This is a genomic window from Oceanobacillus sp. FSL W7-1309 (assembly GCF_038002145.1).
GTDB lineage: Bacteria > Bacillota > Bacilli > Bacillales > Amphibacillaceae > Oceanobacillus > Oceanobacillus profundus.
In genome coordinates, this window is the sequence record NZ_JBBOBX010000002.1 from 1,292,722 (window position 1) to 1,310,566 (window position 17,845).

16 protein-coding genes are annotated in these 17,845 nt (G+C 38.6%); 5 read left to right on the top strand and 11 right to left on the bottom strand.

Annotated elements, in window-relative coordinates; genetic code table 11:
* Positions 1 to 104: 104 nt before the first annotated feature.
* Positions 105 to 290 (top strand): hypothetical protein, encoded by a 186-nt coding sequence (locus tag NST46_RS18975; protein WP_341137592.1) that lies wholly within the window; start codon positions 105 to 107, stop codon positions 288 to 290.
* A 151-nt stretch (positions 291 to 441) separates the two neighbouring features.
* Positions 442 to 651, top strand: coding sequence for a YrdB family protein (locus NST46_RS21880; protein WP_445321745.1), 210 nt, complete (start codon positions 442 to 444; stop codon positions 649 to 651).
* 634 nt (positions 652 to 1,285) lie between these two features.
* Here the strand turns inward: NST46_RS21880 and ptsG are convergent.
* The 3 genes from ptsG to helD form a co-directional block, all read right to left on the bottom strand.
* Positions 1,286 to 3,298 carry a glucose-specific PTS transporter subunit IIBC gene (gene ptsG / locus NST46_RS18980; RefSeq protein WP_341137593.1) on the bottom strand — a complete coding sequence of 671 codons (2,013 nt, stop codon included), beginning with the start codon at positions 3,296 to 3,298 and terminating at the stop codon, positions 1,286 to 1,288.
* Positions 3,299 to 3,465: 167 nt separating this feature from the next.
* Positions 3,466 to 4,308, bottom strand: a complete 843-nt coding sequence (gene glcT / locus NST46_RS18985) for a glucose PTS transporter transcription antiterminator GlcT (RefSeq protein ID WP_095307596.1) — start codon at positions 4,306 to 4,308, stop codon at positions 3,466 to 3,468.
* Positions 4,309 to 4,467: 159 nt separating this feature from the next.
* Positions 4,468 to 6,774: an RNA polymerase recycling motor HelD gene (gene helD, locus NST46_RS18990; protein ID WP_341137594.1), complete on the bottom strand. Its 2,307-nt coding sequence runs from the start codon at positions 6,772 to 6,774 to the stop codon at positions 4,468 to 4,470.
* 401 nt (positions 6,775 to 7,175) lie between these two features.
* On the opposite strand from helD, the gene NST46_RS18995 reads away from it, so the two are divergent.
* A complete protein-coding gene (locus NST46_RS18995) occupies positions 7,176 to 8,738 on the top strand; it encodes a peptide chain release factor 3 (protein WP_118890385.1) in 1,563 nt (520 codons plus the stop codon).
* A 134-nt stretch (positions 8,739 to 8,872) separates the two neighbouring features.
* Positions 8,873 to 9,079 (top strand): YjzC family protein, encoded by a 207-nt coding sequence (locus tag NST46_RS19000; protein ID WP_095307602.1) that lies wholly within the window; start codon positions 8,873 to 8,875, stop codon positions 9,077 to 9,079.
* A gap of 78 nt (positions 9,080 to 9,157) precedes the next feature.
* On the opposite strand, the gene uraA is transcribed toward NST46_RS19000, so the two are convergent.
* Together uraA and trmB are read right to left on the bottom strand one after the other, a co-directional pair.
* Positions 9,158 to 10,417: a uracil permease gene (gene uraA / locus NST46_RS19005; protein ID WP_341137595.1), complete on the bottom strand. Its 1,260-nt coding sequence runs from the start codon at positions 10,415 to 10,417 to the stop codon at positions 9,158 to 9,160.
* Positions 10,418 to 10,896: 479 nt separating this feature from the next.
* A complete protein-coding gene (gene trmB / locus NST46_RS19010; protein ID WP_095307608.1) occupies positions 10,897 to 11,532 on the bottom strand; it encodes a tRNA (guanosine(46)-N7)-methyltransferase TrmB in 636 nt (211 codons plus the stop codon).
* A 137-nt stretch (positions 11,533 to 11,669) separates the two neighbouring features.
* Between trmB and NST46_RS19015 the strand changes: the two genes are divergently transcribed.
* The gene (locus tag NST46_RS19015) at positions 11,670 to 11,957 is read left to right on the top strand and encodes a YtzH-like family protein (RefSeq protein ID WP_095307609.1); all 288 of its coding nucleotides are present in this window, start codon (positions 11,670 to 11,672) and stop codon (positions 11,955 to 11,957) included.
* Here the strand turns inward: NST46_RS19015 and NST46_RS19020 are convergent.
* From NST46_RS19020 to NST46_RS19045, 6 genes are all read right to left on the bottom strand, one after another.
* Positions 11,944 to 12,759 (bottom strand): phosphotransferase family protein, encoded by an 816-nt coding sequence (locus NST46_RS19020; protein ID WP_095307611.1) that lies wholly within the window; start codon positions 12,757 to 12,759, stop codon positions 11,944 to 11,946. The two genes, NST46_RS19015 and NST46_RS19020, sit on opposite strands and share 14 nt — an antisense overlap.
* Before the next feature lie 91 nt (positions 12,760 to 12,850).
* Positions 12,851 to 13,780, bottom strand: a complete 930-nt coding sequence (locus NST46_RS19025; RefSeq protein ID WP_303451246.1) for a diacylglycerol/lipid kinase family protein — start codon at positions 13,778 to 13,780, stop codon at positions 12,851 to 12,853.
* Positions 13,781 to 13,783: 3 nt separating this feature from the next.
* On the bottom strand, positions 13,784 to 14,746 hold the full coding sequence (locus tag NST46_RS19030) for an NERD domain-containing protein (protein WP_336623572.1): 963 nt from the start codon (positions 14,744 to 14,746) through the stop codon (positions 13,784 to 13,786).
* 32 nt (positions 14,747 to 14,778) lie between these two features.
* A complete protein-coding gene (thpR, locus tag NST46_RS19035; protein ID WP_303451244.1) occupies positions 14,779 to 15,333 on the bottom strand; it encodes an RNA 2',3'-cyclic phosphodiesterase in 555 nt (184 codons plus the stop codon).
* A gap of 14 nt (positions 15,334 to 15,347) precedes the next feature.
* On the bottom strand, positions 15,348 to 16,064 hold the full coding sequence (locus NST46_RS19040) for a pseudouridine synthase (RefSeq protein WP_341137596.1): 717 nt from the start codon (positions 16,062 to 16,064) through the stop codon (positions 15,348 to 15,350).
* A 38-nt stretch (positions 16,065 to 16,102) separates the two neighbouring features.
* The gene (locus tag NST46_RS19045; RefSeq protein WP_095307619.1) at positions 16,103 to 17,719 is read right to left on the bottom strand and encodes a putative polysaccharide biosynthesis protein; all 1,617 of its coding nucleotides are present in this window, start codon (positions 17,717 to 17,719) and stop codon (positions 16,103 to 16,105) included.
* Positions 17,720 to 17,845: the final 126 nt, after the last annotated feature.

The following is a 17,845-nucleotide window of genomic DNA, read 5'->3' on the forward strand; positions in this document are numbered from 1 at the left end:
GATGGGAACCTCAATAAAAGACGAGCATCTCGCATTGGGTCGTCTTTTATCACGAAGCAGATAATGTATTATTGGCTGGGGATCTTTTTACATCAAAGCGTGGAATGATTCAACAACCAATGGCTCTTTTTACAGGTGATATGCATGAAGCCGTAAAAAGCAGCACAATTCTAGAGCAATTACAGCCAGAACGGTTAGAAGTATGTCATGGTGATTCCGTTTTATATCCTGCCGTTCAACTGAAAACTTACGTGAGCAAAATGGAAAGAAAGCTAAGGTTAAATAGTTGATCGTTGCCTCCTTAAAAATTTCATATATGAGGAGTTGCGTCAATGACCATCATGCCATATATTTTATAAGGTATTCTATTTTTATTGGAATTATTTGCGCTTGTTGCCTTTTCCATTTTGGGCTTCCAACTTATGAAGCCCCTATTTTTTAATTTTATTTGGTATCGGAATTCCCTCCGTCATCGCAACGTTCTGGGGATTGAACCTTTCCCCAAAAGCAGCAATTAAACTTCCTTTTTCAATAAAGCTTATACTTCAGTTTACTATATTCGTCTTAGCTGAACTTTCCCTGCACACCATCGGAAAAAGCGGCATTGGAATTGTATTTTTCTTGACTATTGTGATTAATAAGATGCTGTGATTTTTATTAAGTGACTAAACTGCTGGGGTTTTCTGCTGTTGAGGTGTTCATTCTTCCGATGAGTGACCGATATTCTGAGATTTACTGCTTTTCGGGCTTTCATCACATCTATGAGTGACCAATAAACTTAGATTTACTGCTTTTTGGGCTTTCATCACACCTATGAGTGACCAATAAACTTAGATTTACTGCTTTTTAGGCTTTCATCACATCTATGAGTGACCAATAAACTTAGATTTACTGCTTTTTGGGCTTTCATCACATCTATGAGTGACCAATAAACTTAGATTTACTGCTTTTTGGGCTTTCATCACATCTATGAGTGACCGATATTCTGAGATTTACTGCTTTTTGGGCTTTCATCTCATCTATGAGTGACCAATAAACTTAGATTTACTGCTTTTTGGGCTTTCATCACACCTATGAGTGACCAATAAACTTAGATTTACTGCTTTTTGGGCTTTCATCACATCTATAAGTGACCAATAAACTTAAATTTGCTGGTATTCGGGCTTTCAATTGCACTTACTTTTCAAACTCATTGAATTAGATCCTAATGGCATAGCAATCGCTTCATCATGCAAAAACCCCCTAGCTACATTTTAACGTAGTAGCAAGGGGGTTATATTTCATATTAAGCAATCGTATCTCCAGCTTTTACATTTGCTTTTTCCGGAACTGCTATCGCTTGTCCATCAGGAACACTTGTAAATACAATCGGTGTTACAATGGATTTTGCCTTTCTGCCAATAACGTCAAGGTCTGCTTTTAATATAGCTTGTCCAGCTTCGACAATATCTCCTTCACCAACGAGCGTTTCAAACCCTTCACCTTGTAGATTGACCGTATCAAGACCTACATGAATCAGAATTTCTTTTCCACCATCGGATAGAATGCCGATTGCATGCTTCGTAGGAAATACAGTCATGATTTTACCGTTTACTGGTGAAACAACAGTACCTTCTTCTGGAACAATCGCAAAACCATCACCCATCATTTTTCCAGAAAAGACTTCATCCGGTACTTCTGTGATGGAAATGATTTCGCCTTTCATTGGTGAGACAATTCTTTCATCGAAGTCAGTTTTTACAGCTGCCTCACTAGCTTTATTTTCTTCGACTTTTACAGGACGTGGTGTTTTTCCTGATATTATATCCTGCATTTGACTTTTAATGATATCAGATCGTGGTCCAAATATTGCTTGAATATTATCACCTACTTCAAGTACACCAGCAGCTCCCAACTTTTTCAGTTTACCTTTATCAACATTCGCTACACTGCCTACAGAGACACGCAAACGCGTAATACATGCATCTAAATGCGTAATGTTTTCTTGTCCGCCCATCGCTTCCAATACATTATAAGCAAGTTCACCAGCATCTGCTGCTTCACTTTCGTCCTGCTCCTCAATCTTTTCACGACCTGGAGTCATTAGATTGAATTTTTTAATGAAGAAACGGAATAAGACGTAATAAATAACCGCAAACACAAGACCAGCTAATATCGCGAGCCACCATGGCTCTTGTCCAGGTAAAATACCAAATAACGCAAAGTCAATGGCTCCACCTGAGAACGTATAACCGATATTAACACCTAAAAATGTCATGAGTACAAATGATAACCCATCTAAGAATGCATGCAGTACGAATAACAGTGGTGATACAAACATGAACGAGAACTCAAGTGGTTCGGTAATACCGGTTAAGAACGATGTTAATGCACCAGATGCAAGAAGACCTGCCACTAACTTTTTCCTTTCTGGACGTGCAGCGTGGTACATTGCAAGCGCTGCTGCCGGCAGACCGAACATCATAATCGGGAATTCACCAGCCATGAAATTACCAGCAGTAATTTCCACACCATCTCTTAACTGCGCAAAGAAAATCGTCATATCACCACGGACAATTTCTCCTGCAGCTGTTGTATATGCACCAAACTCATACCAGAATGGTGCATGGAAAATATGATGCAATCCAAATGGAATTAATAAACGTTTAATAAAACCAAAGAAAAATACCGCTAAATACGTACCTTCTTCAATTAACCAGTAAGATGCGCTGTTCATTGCCTCTTGTACAGGCGGCCAGATGAATAATAGTACTAAGCCTGCAACAAAGGATACTGCCGCTGTCATTATTGGCACAAACCGCTTCCCTGCAAAGAAGCCAAGGAATGATGGCATTTCAATATCATGATAGCGATTATAACAAAACGCCGCGATTAACCCGACGACAATACCACCAAATACGCCTGTCTGTAACGTAGGTATCCCAAGCACACTCGCAAACCCTGGGTCACTTTCAATCATTTCTGGCGTAACTGCCAACCACGATCCCATTACTTGATTTAAGACAAGGTAACCAACAATTGCTGCCAAAGCAGCTGCTCCATCACCAGCAAGTCCGATTGCAACACCAACTGCAAAGATAAGTGCGAGATTCGCGAAAATAATATTTCCCGCATCTTCCATAACTAAAGCGACTAATTGAATCCAATCAGCGCTTAGAAACGGAAGGTAATTTAGCATGGTATCCTGCTGCATTGCATTACCTATCCCAAGCAAAAGACCAGCAGCTGGTAGCAATGCTACCGGCAGCATTAACGCTTTTCCGACTTTCTGCAACACACCAAAAGCCTTTTTAAACATTGTTATCCTCCTCCAATTTTTACTATCCAACAAACACTTTTGAAGAACAAAAAAGACATGAGTAGAGATCACGATAAACGAATGGCAAGGAGCTTGTAACCCTTGTCATTTATTCATGTGATTATCTCAACTCATGCCTGATCGAATCAGTAACACGTAAGATAGCATTAATCTATTTTATTGTTTAGCCGCTGGAGATGCATCGTTAAGTAAACAACTTCTCCATCGTAAACAGAAGTATTTAGTGTTTGTTGCATAATTTTAATTAGCTTCCATGCAAGATTATAGCATACTGGATATTCCGTTTTCAAGAGGTTTGCTATTTTTTCTGGTTCCTCAATAAACTCATTGTTAGTTATTCGTTCAATTGTATAACGCAAATGCCTTACAAGACGTAGGTAATGAATGCTTTCTCTATCAATCTGTATTTCTAATTGGTCTTCAATCACATTAATCAGTTTCGTCACAAGCTGAGAATATTTATTTAAATCAGCAATTGCTTTATCTGTAATTGCACTATGAATATGCAATGCAATAAAACCAATTTCCCCTTCTGGCAGTTCGACCTGCAGCGATTGATTAATATAATCAACAACATCAGCGGCAATTTCATATTCTGCAGGATAAAGCGCTTTTGTTTCTTTTAAAAACGGATTTTTAATCGCCATTCCTTTTAATAAACGCGTAATTGCAAATGCGGTGTGGTCCGTGAGTGCAACATGCACCTTTTCATGTAAAGGTGTATTTGATCTTGCTTGAATGATATTAATTGATTCAATAATCGTTTTTAATACCGCTTCATCCACCTGAGGCAAAAGCTTAATATAATTTGCTTGTTCCCTTTCATTTCTTAATACAAATAGCTTTTCAATCGCATCCTGCGTAATTGTATCATTCTTTTTCCGGTTAAATCCGATACCTTTCCCAATTAAAACTACTTCCTGCCCCTCGTCATCACTTGCAATCAACACATTGTTATTCAATGCCTTTTTTACTGTATATAAGACCAAGGTCTTTCTCTCCTCTTCCTAAGGGCTTCTATCTGTATTACTGAATCCTCGTTCCTCAATTGTTTAATATAGCACAATAGGAAAAGAGTTTCATCCATTATCCTATCGAAACAAGGAATAGCCGCACTATTCGTTATGCGACGAACAGCGCGATTCCCTTTATTCCTTCACATCATACAACTCTTTCGGAACAAGTTTGATAAAAGGAGATATCTTTTGTCGACAGAGTATTGTCAAAGCATGCATTGCCCTTGTACAGGCAGTATAAAATAAGGATTTATCCGATTCCAATGAATAGTGATCTGCTGATGCATCAGGTATGATGACAGCATCAAATTCAATTCCCTTCGCCAAATAGATTGGCAAAACAAGCACACCTTTTTCAAATGTATAGGTTTCTTCATTTACCAAATGGATGGGTAGCTTATCTTGTAATAAATGATAAATCTGTTCACTTTCCTCTAATGTCTTACATATTAATGCAATTGTCTCGTTCCCCTTCTTCAATTGCTCCTCCACACACGTCAATACAGTTGTCATCCATTCATTTTCATTTTGCAGGTTGATCAGTTCTGGCTTACTTCCTTCACGATTAAACGGTTCAATTGGTTCATGGCCAGGTGCAAAATACGTTGTAAAATCAACAATTTGTTTTGTTGAACGATAGCTTTTTGTCAGTGTAATTCGTTCATGGCTTTCTACATGCTCCACTGGTATGAGCGGGTTTTCTTTCGCAACATGCGTATAAATAGCTTGATTAACGTCTCCTAATAGTGTCATTCTCGTATAAGGAAAAAGATGCTTAATATAGGCAAATTGAAAGGCAGAGTAATCCTGTGCTTCATCGATAATCAACTGCCGGACAGAACGATCGGCACTGTCCCCTAGCAATCTCCCTTTAAAATAGAGATATGGTGTAGCATTCTCCCACGTTAGAAACTTCTGAGATAAATCCGTTGCAATTTGGGCACGGATATCCTGCCAATTGTTTGGTAGCTCTTTTGTATTCCATTCAGTAAACAACTGTTGATAAGTGGCTAATATATTTACAAACGCGAACTGCTTCACACGTTTTTTCAGCGGTTGAAAAAAACGCTTCACCATATATCTTCTTAATATTTTCTCTTCATCTTGAACTGTACTCGATTGCATCTTTTCTTCTGCTCGCTGATACGCACGCATATAATCCTCTTTATCCAGCAATTCGATTTGCTCCATTACCCAGTCCTCAGCAATTTCCTGCTGCTGATATTTACTTAGTTCCTGCAGCAACCATTTCGATACCATTTCCATCTTATTTGGGATTGCTATCTCTTTATCCAAGGAATAAAAATATTCTCCGATTTGCTCCTGATCGATGAGTGTTCTTCCACGAAATTTAATAGGTTTAAATTGAATACCGCTACCATTCAGATCCGAAGTAAAAGCATCAATTAACTGCATAAAATCAATGGTCGATAAATAATCCATATTCTTCATTCGAATAGGATAATGTTCGCTTTCTGTTTGCGTTAATACATATTCCATCTGCTCAAACGGTGATTCGATTGTAAGGTTGCCGCCAATTCCATTTTTTAAGTAATCCAAAAACGTCATTTGTCTAACATTCGTTTCGCCTAACTCAGGAAGCACATTGGAAATATAACTGCTAAATAACGGATTCGGTGAAAATAATACAATATTATCTGCATGTAACTCCTCGCGGTAGCGATACATTAAATATGCAATTCGCTGTAAAGCTGCAGACGTCTTTCCGCTTCCTGCTACCCCTTGAACGATTAAAAGCTTACTACGCTCATTTCGAATAATTTTATTTTGTTCTTTCTGTATTGTTGCTACAATGTTTTTCATAGACGTACTCGCATTATTCCCCAACGCTTGCTGAAGTAGCTCATCACCGATTGTAATGCCTGTATCAAACATCCCCTCAATGACACCTTGTTTTATAATGAATTGCCGTTTCAATGTCATTTCACCAGATATAGTGCTATCCAATGTTTGATAATGGGCTGGTCCTGGAGAGAAATCGTAGTATAGACTCGAGATCGGTGCACGCCAATCATACACAAGAAAGTCCTCTTCATCTTGATCCATCAACGAGGCTATTCCTATATAAAGCGACTCTTTCTCAGTTCCTGGCTCTTCAATAAAATCAAATCGCCCAAAATAAGGAGCGTTCCTGAGTCTTTGTAATGTTTGTATTTCTGCACTTATTTTCCCGTGGAATTGCTCTTTCTGGGATAATATTGCAGCTTGCTGCTTAATACTTTCCTGCGTTTCTATAATATCATCCATTTCTTCAAGATTAACCGTTACATCATCCCAAAATGTTTTACGCAGCTCAACAACGCTTTGTTTTAATCCTGCGGATCGTGCCTCAAGATTTTCTTCTTTATTGTTGATCACTTCTACTACCTTCTCAACCCGACGCTGTTCATATTGGCGATTTTCAGTATCGTGACTCATTGCATCCATCCCTCTCTCAATAAATTTCATTTTTTAGTTGACAACAGCAGAAATTGTTTGATATAATATAGTTGGATAGTTATGATATCACAAAATGATATTTAATAACTAAGTTAGTATAGCATATTTATTTACCTGTGACAATATATTATTTACTTATTTTATAACACGTTATCCGAGAAGCAGCGCGACACACGCGGCTTCTTTTTTTGCACTTATAATAGAGAACAATCATCTTTCCCCTCCATAATTATGAGCTTTAGAAGGACTATCAGCATTTTACAAGTAAACGGCAATTAATCAAACTCAAGCTGCATCGATCGCTAAAAATCAAACAGTGACAGGCACCTCTTTCATATAGTATGATAAAAGAATCTTTAAGAATAGAAGGGATTATTGGAATGGCAATACATGAAGAAGTAAAAAAACGAAAAACATTTGCGATTATTTCGCATCCCGATGCAGGAAAAACAACAATGACAGAAAAGCTGCTATTATATGGGAATCTGATTCGTTCAGCTGGTACCGTAAAAGGGAAAAAATCAGGGAAATTTGCAACATCAGACTGGATGGAGATCGAGAAACAACGTGGGATTTCCGTTACCTCCAGTGTAATGAATTTTTTCTATGAAGGCTATCACGTGAATATTCTCGATACTCCTGGACATGAGGATTTTAGTGAAGATACGTACCGCACATTAACAGCTGTCGATAGTGTTGTGATGATTATTGATTCCACTAAAGGAATCGAGCCCCAAACAATCAAGCTGTTTAAAGTATGCCGTATGCGCGGTATTCCTATATTTACGTTTATAAATAAATTAGACCGTGAAGGTAAAGAACCACTTGAGTTATTAGAGGAAATTGAGCAGGTGCTTGAAATTGAAACATATCCAATGAATTGGCCAGTTGGAATGGGCAAACAATTCCTTGGCATATTCGATCGTTATGGTAAGCAATTTGTGAAGCACCATACCAATGAAGAAGAAACCTATATTCCATATGCTGAATTAGATAATGTCGAGCATAAGGAGCTGACAAGGAACCCGACGTACGAAGCAGCCAAGGATGAGCTGGAATTAGTCGCTGAAGCAGGCGATCAATTTTCACTTGATGCAATCATGAAAGGTGAGCAAACACCTGTCTTTTTCGGTAGCGCCCTTGCTCCATTTGGTGTCGAGCTCTTTTTCAATACATTTATCTCGATGGCACCAACACCAACACCTAGAAAGACAACAGAGGGAATTGTCCAACCAGACCATGAAGATTTTTCTGGATTTATTTTCAAAATCCAAGCCAACATGAATCCTGCTCACCGTGATCGAATTGCATTTTTAAGAGTTTGCTCCGGGAAGTTCGAACGTGGGATGAGCGTCAAATTATCACGAACAGGGAAAATATTCAAACTTTCCCAATCTCAACAAATGGTTGCTTCAACTAGAGAAACTGTTGAGGAAGCATATGCGGGCGATATTATTGGCATTTACGATCCAAATGCTTATCAAATCGGTGATACATTAATAGCTGGCAAGGAAACAATCGAGTACGACGAACTGCCAGTATTCCCTCCAGAATTATTTAAAAAAGTGGCTGCAAAAAACGTTATGAAATCGAAGCAATTTAGAAAAGGAATCGAACAGCTCGTTCAAGAAGGAGCTATTCAATTATTCCGCGACCGGCTTACCGATTCCTTTATTTTAGGAGCTGTAGGCGAGCTACAATATGACGTATTTAAATATCGAATGCAAAATGAATATAATGCAGAGGTTTTATTTGAATCAATTGGGGAGCGAATTCCCCGCTGGTTAAAAGAAGATCAGGTTGATGAATCTTTATTTGATAGCGGGAATTTACTTGTTAAAGACCGTCACGGCAATCCACTCGTTTTATTCCGAAACGAATTCTCATTAAATTGGTTTCAAGATAAAAACCCCAAAATCGAATTAATTGACCTATTAAGCTGATTTAATTAGTAAGTGTGTGTCCATCAAATGGATCCACACTTTTTCTTTACATTGTCTATCCTTATATTGCCATGCATGAAGCAACCGCAGATAATCATAATAAGAAAAACAAAAATCAAGGGGTGAGTATAGAAATGGGTGAAAGCAGACAGTTTCGAGCTGGACAAAAAGCACCGAATAACGGGGTTTATATCGAAATTGGTGAAACTGGTGGGAATGTCAATGACCCTCAGAAGGTCGAATTAAATGCAGGAGACACATTTCCCGAAAACACGAATCATAATCGATTATGGACAAATAAACGCCACCTTACAAGACCAGGTAAACCAGGGGTCCAGTAAGTTCCATATCATTCCTCAATTCTCAGAAAATTAAAGCTCTGCAGTTCATCGTCTCCTGCAGAGCTTTAATATGTCTATTTATTCATTTGATAACTTAAGCGTATTGAACAATTTAAACAGTAAGCTGATCACAATTGCTACAACTGTCGCTAGACCCATACCTGTTAACGCTACGGTTCCGATTGTAATTGACGCACCACTAATTCCGATTGCTAGGACAACACAAGTCAGAATCAAATTTTGCGAGTTATTATAATCAACCTGCTGTTCTACTAACATCCGAAGTCCGCTAACCGCGATGATTCCGAAAAGAAGCAAGGAAATCCCACCCATTACTGGTGTCGGAATCGAGGAAATAAGTGCAGCGAGCTTTCCACAGAAGGATAGAATTACCGCAATGATTGCTGCCCCTCCAATTATCCAAGTCGAATAGACACGAGTAATCGCGAGTACCCCTATATTTTCACCATACGTTGTATTCGGAGTGGAACCAAAGAAACTGGAGAGCATTGTAGAAATACCATTACCGAATAAAGAGCGGTCCAAGCCAGGATCCTTTGTTAAATCTTTATCAACAATATTTCCAGTCACAACTAGATGACCTATGTGCTCGGGTATAAGTACAAGCGCTGCTGGCAGAATAATTAAGATATCAGACCAATTAAACTCAATTTGGTAGTACGTAGGCATCTGAATCCATGCAGCTTCCTTTACAGCTGTATAGTCAACAATACCGAATAGTGTTGCGATAATATAACCAGTTATAATTCCAAGTAAAATCGGAATTATTTTCAAGAAACCACGCATTGTTACCCAATAAATTATGGTCGCTCCTAGTGTCAGCAATGAAACCGTTACGTTAACCGCCGTATCTGCTGCACCTTCTGACGGTAATAGACCCGCCATATCCGCTGCTACTGGAACCAGCTCTAATCCAATTACCGCAACGATAGCCCCCATTGCTGCCGGGGGAAAAATAACATCAATCCAGGAAGTACCCGCATATTTCACGATAATACCGACTAGAACCAGCACGAACCCTACAACAAAGAATCCGCCTAGTGCCGCTCCATAGCCTCCCCCAACAGTTAATACTGCTGTTACTGGCGAAATAAAGGCAAAGCTAGAGCCTAAATAAGCCGGGATTTTTCCTTTTGTAATCAAAATGTATAGTAATGTCCCAACTCCATTCATGAGCAAGATTGTTGCTGGATCGACTCCAAATAAAATTGGTACTAATACAGTTGAACCGAACATTGCGAATAAGTGCTGAAAACTAAGTGGCAAACTTTGTAATAAAGGTAACCGTTCATCAACTTGTATCTCCCGCTGTTTCATTTCTTTCTCTCCTCTGTTTACCTTTTAAAATTCCAGTGTTTTCACATAAAAAAACACCTTTCCAAAAAGAACTGGTAAGGTGTTTGCTTTAGCAGCACATGATAGCAGGCCTAGCCCGCCACTAGTTGTGCATCCATATCCGTCTCATCCTTACCAGCCTCACAGGACTGATTTAAAGGTAATTCATTTTATTGTTAAACCTATTATTGCAAGAAAAGGCCTAATATGTCAAGCTATTTTTTAGTCCTTTGCCACTAACTCAAAAACCTCCCTTTTATCGTCCCATTCAACCGTAACCTCTATAGTTTGGTTTTCTCGAACAGTTATACCATTCCTTCCACCTGAGTTTGTAATCTCGCACCGACGAGAACAGTGATAACCATCTTCCAATTCGACGCAAACAATTCGCCTTAATTTCCTTACTATTATTACAACAAAAAAATCATCACACCATATCATGCGATGACCTTTTTCGTATATTAAAAGCTTGCTTTACTGCGATAGATAACTTGTCCCTTCGAAGAGAACTTTTCCTCATATTCTGTCATGATATTCAATGGATCATTTATTGCATGAAGATCTAAGTTCACTTCTTCCAGCTTCATTCCAAAAGCATTGAAGCTGACTAGGGAATATTCAAATAAACCACGATTATCTGTTTTAAAAATAACCTTGCCAGTTGAATCAAGAATCTCTTTATACTGCTCTAAAAATGTATGATATGTTAACCTTCTCTTCTCATGGCGATTTTTCGGCCATGGATCAGAGAAATTTAAATAAATCGTTGCAATTTCATTTTCAGCAAAAATCTCTCGTAAATCAGCAGCATCTACATTTAATAGCAATAAATTATCCACTTCTGCATCTAACGCTTTCTGACCCGCTGTTACAATAATACTCTTCACTACTTCAATCCCAATAAAATTAATATCTGGATGCTGCTTAGCCATCCCTACAATGTACTGGCCTTTACCAGTTCCCACTTCAATGTGAATCGGATGATCGTTATTAAAGAGTTGTTGCCATTTCCCCTTATGCTCCATTGCATTTGGAACAATAAGCTGGCTATTTTCCTGCAAAAAATCATCCGCCCACGGTTTATGTCGTTGACGCATTGTCTAAACCCTCGCTTTATTACTTTTTGTATAGAAATATGAAAAGCCACGCCCAGTCCGCACTTCGCTAATCGGGCGCTTCCGCTTTTGTGTATAGAAAAAATGAAACAGACTAAACTAACCTTGAGGTGATTACAATGACGCTTTCTGTTAACAATCAATTAACATTATTATACGATATTTTAGATGAACAGCAAGCTGACTGCTGCGCTAGTGTCAGTGAATACGAGCAGATTATTCGTTTAGTTGAATCAATGGTAAGAAACAATAGCATTTCAAATGAACAACTGCTAAGTCTCTTACCAGAAATTTATCATTATGGCAGACAAGGTGTGTCCGCACAAAACATGCCAGATCACATTACAGCACATAAAAAAAATATGGATGAATGGATTAAAGCCTTACAGCATACTACTTTAGAATAAATTGGCGAATATGCTCATTCAATTCCTTCAAATCGCGTAACCGTTCCGCCATTTTCTCTGGTTCTTCACGCTCGGCATGCCAGCATAAGAACCGAAGTGCATCCTGCACCAAATACCAGTACATGCGCTCAAATAGATTTTTATCTGGAGTAATCCCATATTTATACAACCAGTCATTCCAGTTCTCTTTTGGAATGTACCATTTAAGCAGCATACCAAAGTCTGTCACAGGGTCTGCAATCATCGCATTATCCCAATCCACTAGAAAAACATCACTGTCCTCGGTAAGAATAAGATTATTATGATTAATATCGCAATGGCAGACGACAAGGTTTTGATTCCGTGTTTTTGGGAGTAACTGTGCAAGATGCTTCATCGCCTCTTGAATTTCTTGATGCTTCATTAGACCCAAAGATGTTAATAGCTGCTTTACATAGCTAAAACTATCATCCGACGTGACAGGCTTTTTCCCCATCCGCATAAGCATATGCAACAGTTCAGACGAATGATGGATTTTATACAATATATCCGCTACTCGCTGATGCTGCATTTCATATGATTTTAGTGCTCTTCCTTCAAGCCATTCCTGCGCCGTAATAACATCGCCATTTTCCAATCGTTTTGTCCAAATAAGCTTGGGAACGATTCCTTCAGCAGATAATACAGCAAGAAATGGAGATGAATTACGTTTCAGAAAAAGTCTTCTATTATCCTTTTCTGCAACATATGCATCCCCAGTAAGTCCGCCCGCCGGTGTTATTTTCCATCCAACACCTAATACTTGTCCAAGCCACTCGATCATAATTCGTTCACATCTTTCAAAATTAGCATTCAATAATACATTTTATAGTGATTTCCATTAAAACACAAATAACTTTTTCTATAAATTTTATTTATTTTGCCCACGCTTCATTAATTCCAGTAATATGTACTGCTTCCTTTTGCTTCGATATCAAACTGGAAGAACATTTTCCCGTTTGTCCATCCGTTTGAAAAGGGATGCTCGTTTCCGCAGTTATTTTCAATGTCGTTGCTTCTAGTATCTCCACTTCTTTAAATCGTGTATGTATACCAAGGAAGACGGTTATAAACAATGCAAGCACCTTCCATTTCGAAATGGAATGGATAATTAATAATGGGAATACATTCGGTTGTATTACTGCAGTAGGTATAATCTTCATCCCGCCGCCATAATAAGGATGATTTGCAATTGTCACCATCCAGCAATCCTTTAGTATTCGTTTTTCATTATCGATTTCAAGCTCCATGGACATTGGTTTATAATACATTAAAACATATATCAATGCTATTACATAACTAAGCGTTCCAAGTCCAAGCGCGTTCAAAAACCTTCGATAACTTGATTGATTTGCAGCGTGTGCGATTGCAGCATCAAAACCAAAGCCGATACTGTTGACAAATTTATGCACTCCATACCCGTCTGCTGTATAATTTCCAATCCAATATGGGCGTACCATATTATGTTCAATAATTTTTCGTAATATTTCTTCTGGCTTTCCTTTAATTCCACAACCTCTAGCAAAATCATTCCCGGATCCAGCCGGTATAAAGGCTATTCGAATTTCGGTCGATATTAAACCATTCATAACCTCATGAATCGTCCCATCGCCACCAACGACGATAATGGTTTTCCCTTCTGGGTCTGCACTAATCTTTCTTGCAATAGCTTCTCCATGACCTTCATACTCAGTGAAGAAATACTGACTATCCATCTGCCTGTAAACAGCACTGTTCTGAATATCAGAAAATACTTTTAGAGCCCGACCAGAGCCTGCTTTTGGATTAATAATAAATATATACATATACTATTCCTCCAAATCAACAATCATTGTTGGACTCGTATCCACTTCCCATTCTGGACGTCTGAAGGAGGTTGAACTGCAATGCTTTAACAGAGCCTCTATAACCTTCAGCTGTGAGCTTTTTAAAGGAGATGTTAGCCTCCGCTTTTCTTGAAACCAATCTGGATATTTTGATTGGTCAACCAGCTTCGTTTGATATGGCTCTGTTGCAAAAACGATTGAATTTGTTCGCGATAGTACTGTCTTTTCTATCGGAAAATCAATGGAATAAGTTTGCAAGATACTGCGAATAAGTTTTTCAGTGCGCTTTAAAGCAATAATTGGACTTAAAATTTTCGTTTGCTTCTTCTCTTCTTTAACCAACCATGTTCGTTCATCCCCGGCCATAATAACCGCACTAGTTTGTTTTTCGACAAAATAGATAATCTCGATACCAATAGGACTAATCAAGATTATTTCCGTTTCAACTGGTGCGTTTTTTATCTCAAAAACAGGAAAATACATTACCAAATACGTATCTGGAAAACGTTGCAGCAAATAGCGTAATAGTGGATCTTGATAATATTCTCTATCTACTATTGATGTGTGTGTAATGGTGGAAGTGGCCCACTTCATTTGGAATTGAAACAGCTTATCTAAAAAATAGTGCTTCAGTTCCTCTTCCGATTCAGGTAAATCAGCGTATTGATTGCTTTCTTGTTTCGGCTTCGTTTCCTCCACCAGATCTTTACCTCGTTTAAATTTTGTTCTTAACTTCGAAAATACGGATCGCTCATTTCGATTCTGCTCAGCTGCTTCATCTGTTCCCGTGATCGACTCCCCGTTTTCTGGATTCTCCCAAATATAATATAGCTTATTCCAATTATCTTTTTTTAGTCTGATATATTGTGTTGGATAACGATAAGCATCCCATTCATAACGTGATAGATAATCCTGAAGCTTAATTAACTGCGCGATTGCTACCACCTCCTTTGATTTTACAAGATCGTCCCTGCTCGTTACTGCAAACAGTACCGTTTTACAACTTCATATTTTGGAGTTTGCTTGGGATGAATACGAATTAACACTATTTCTGCGACACTTATTGACCACGTTTCATTCCACGTATTCTTTAGATCTTTCAAGGTATCTTTGCCTAGATTATCCGTTCCGTCCCATTTTTTTGCCAATGTGATATGCGGGGTATACGCTCGTGTTTCTTTCGGAAAACCGACAGTCATTGTACACGATTCAACGTATCTTTGAAGCTGTGCCAATGCATTTGTCTTGTTAACCCCTGCCCACAGTACACGTGGCTTATTCGGATTACCAAATACCCCAACTCCACCGACCTCAATATCGAATGAAGATATACGTTCAATCTCCTCTAATGCTTTTGTTAAATGCCTTATTCTATTATCGTCCACTTCACCTAAAAATTGTAGTGTGATATGCAAGTCCTTCTGATGTGTCCATTGCTTATACACTAATTTCTTCTGTAGTTCATTTTGCCAGCTTGTGAAATATGCTTGTAGCCTCTTCGGCAGTTGAATTGCAATAAAATAATGAGCCATCCCTATTCCCTCATTTATTTTTTTAATGACTTACAATAAGCTAATTCGCTTTCTGTTAATGGACGATAAGCGCCAAGCTTTAAATCTGGGTCTAATTGAAGCTCCCCCATGCGCAGGCGCTTTAAATATATAACACGCTTCCCAACCGCTTCAAACATCCGCTTCACCTGGTGAAATTTGCCTTCTGTGATTGTCAGTTCAATTTCAGATATTGCATCACTTTGTAAAATAGTAAGTTCACCAGGCTTTGCTTCATAACCATCTTCAAGCACAACTCCCTCACGGAAAACAGCTATATCATCGACAGTTACTTTTCCATTTATTCGTGCAAAATAGGTTTTACCAATGTCTTTCTTTGGCGAAACAAGCTCATGAGCGAGTTCTCCGTCATTCGTAAGCAAAAGAAGACCCTCTGTATCTTTATCCAGCCTGCCAACAGGGAATGGCTTAAAATGTTGCACATCTTCTCTCAGCAGGTCAATAACCGTCTTCTCTCGCTTATCGGTTGTCGCCGAAATATAGCCAGGTGCTTTATTCATCATCAAATAAATATACTGCTCGTAACGAATGATCTCCCCATTCACAGCAATCTCATCTTTATTCGGGTCTATCTTTTCACCGCTATCTTTTGAAACAATACCATTAACTGTAACTTGTTTCTTCTTCAGTAACGCTTTAACTTCTTTTCTGCTCCCAACGCCCATGTTGGATAGCAATTTATCGAGTCGCATCTTTATTCTCCTTTTAGAAGCACATTTAAACAGTTATTTTATCTTCCTAAAAATCTTCCCACTACAGGGATTCTGCCCCCAAATATATGTTCAAGCAGGGTTGATTTATAAGCTAATACAAAATAAACAATTGCACCGCTGCCGGCACCTATACCAAGCATCACAATCGTAGCCCAACGTGATGTCTCATAAGGAAGAAAAAGTCCCATAACAGCTTTCAATGTCCAAACAACGATACACATGATTAGGGTGAAAATTCCAATCAATATCGTTCGTTTAATGGTTTGTTTTAATTTAAAATTGAGGGCTTTTTTTAGACGCCAAAGATTTAACGTAACTGCAATTCCTGCCGCTAGCGCCGTACCAAAGATTGCCCCTTTTGCTCCAAATACGTGAATCAGCTGACTATTGAGTAATACTTTTGCTAATACACCCGCCATTAAGCTTAACACTGCATAATTTTGCTGATCGATGCCTTGCAGAATTCCGGCTGTCACTGTAAATAGAGCAAATAACAAGGCAACCGGTGCATACCATGCGAGCAATGAACCTGTTACTCCAATATTCTCCATGCCATATAATGCACCATATGCTTCGTTGGAAAGAATCGCAATGCCAACGGAAGCAGGAATAACGACCACTAAAATTATTTGCAGCGCTTGGTTAATCTGCTTCGTATACATGACCTCGTTTTTCTGCGTAAAGGACTCGGTTAGACTTGGCAACATAGCTAAAGAAAGCCCGGTTGCCACTGTCATTGGAATAATGACAACCTTATGTCCGTAAGTCATTATTGCAGAAGCAGCTGAAACCCATATATCCTCACGACCGCTAGCTAGCATCGCAGGTTGAAATGTAAACTGATCAACGAGCTGATACAACGGAATTGCCAGCCCAACCAAAACAAATGGACCCGCATAACGAAACAGCTCTTTAAATAAATCTCTGGTTGGTATTGCATACGTATATTTTTGCTGTGCAATTTGCTTCTTGATAAAAGGCTTGCGTTTTTTCCAATAAATCGCCAAAACTAGACAAGACCCAACCGCACCAATAAATGCTGCAAATGTTGCGAAGCCTACAGCTGTCACAATTGTTCCACCTAAAAGATGAATAATAATATAAGCTCCGATTAAGATAAAGCCAATTCGAACAATTTGCTCGACAACCTGTGACACAGCTGTCGGGCCCATCGATTGATGCCCTTGAAAAAAACCACGTAAAATACTCATTGAAGGGATAATAATTAAAGCGATACTGACCATACGTGTAACAAACGCTACATCATCAGCCGTAATAGGTGTATCCTCACCTTTTATTTGGAATCCGGCAATCCAATCGGCACTAAAATACAACATTAAAAAGGCAAACAGCCCGGTACCAAGCATAAGTAAGCTCGCAAGCCTAAACATACGCATCCCGGTTTCATAATCACCAAGCGAATTATACTTAGATATAAATTTCGAAACTGCTGATGGTATTCCGACTGTTGATATACTGAGGAAAATACTATATGGCGTATATGCATAACCATATAATGCACCACCAACAGCTCCAACAAGTACATTAAAAGGTATAACATAAATCATTCCTAGAAATTTTGATAAAAACGACGCCCCTGTTAGAAGCATCGTACCTCTTATAATTTTCGACATTATTTCACCCGCATCTTTTTTACATTCCGAATTTCATTCTACTAATACAACTAACTTCTTTTAAAAAATACCAATCTTCATTTTACCACACTTAATCAGCAGTTTCTTCCTATAATGTTCGTCTGG